This is a genomic window from Streptomyces sp. ID05-39B (assembly GCF_033794725.1).
GTDB lineage: Bacteria > Actinomycetota > Actinomycetes > Streptomycetales > Streptomycetaceae > Streptomyces > Streptomyces bobili.
Genome location: NZ_JARGEF010000528.1, coordinates 1 through 890 on the forward strand (window position 1 = coordinate 1; position 890 = coordinate 890).

At 66.4% G+C, this 890-nt stretch carries 1 protein-coding gene and 2 pseudogenes; 1 reads left to right on the plus strand and 2 read right to left on the minus strand.

Annotated elements, in window-relative coordinates:
- Positions 1-423: pseudogene (locus P1P75_RS41700) on the minus strand (acyltransferase family protein); the annotation flags it as partial.
- Between the two features lie 27 nt (positions 424-450).
- Here P1P75_RS41700 and P1P75_RS41705 point away from each other — a divergent pair.
- Positions 451-687 (plus strand): annotated as a pseudogene (locus P1P75_RS41705) (helix-turn-helix domain-containing protein); the annotation flags it as partial.
- A 19-nt stretch (positions 688-706) separates the two neighbouring features.
- Here P1P75_RS41705 and P1P75_RS41710 read toward each other — a convergent pair.
- Positions 707-890, minus strand: a 184-nt coding sequence (locus P1P75_RS41710) for a tetratricopeptide repeat protein (RefSeq protein ID WP_319265301.1), incomplete at its 5' end; no start/stop codon positions are given.

Here is an 890-nt window from a genome sequence, read left to right on the forward strand (position 1 = left end):
TGTCTTGCTCACGTCGGCCGACCGTGCTGTCGATGACCGTCAGCAGAACCGGATGCATCAGATAGACCGAGTAGCTGATGGTTCCCAGTCCGGTCAGAAGGCGCGGCAGGCACCGGCTGCGCAATGCGAATCCAGCGCCGAAGGTAAGCACAGCCAGCAGAAATGCGACAATCCAGCCGCGTCTCGTGAAGTGTTCGCCATCGCCCCAGCAGTACGCGCTCCCCACGGCACAGGCGGCCACGATGACGGTGGTGCCGGCCGCGAAGCGCCAGGTGCACTGCCCGCTTTCGGCACGGTAGGCGGTGGTGCCGAGAACGTCACGGCGAGGATCACCAGGCTCTCCCACAACGGGACAGTGCCGTTGAACGCGACCAGTGCGAGGGCCAGCACCCCACCCAGGACACCTCCGAACCTGCGGAGCAGGCAAAAGCGGGCGGGGTCACCTACCGGTTGCTGGCCCAACGGGCGGGCTACTCAGTGACCACGCTCTCGCAGGCGGCGGCCGGCGAGCAGTTGCCGACGCTTCCGGTGGTCCTGGCATATGTGGGGGCATGCGGTGGAGACCTGGCCCAATGGGAGGACCGATGGAAGGACACGGTGGAGGAGTCCGCCGGTGACGGCTCCCGGGACGAGGACGAAACCCTCGCGCCGTACCGGGGTCTGGCACGGTTCGAGACCGGGGACAGCCATGGATGTGACACTGCGATCACGACGGCCCGGTGCGGCCGTCGCGTATGGCAGTGGCCGCGGCAAGATTCTCTTGGACCCTCAGTGTGATCGGATGCTTTTTGCCCAGCATCCGCACGGTGTCGGTCAGGGTCTGTTCGAACAGGGGGATGGCCCGGTCCAGATCCCCCGCTGTCTGGTAGGCGCCGGCGAGGTTGTTACGG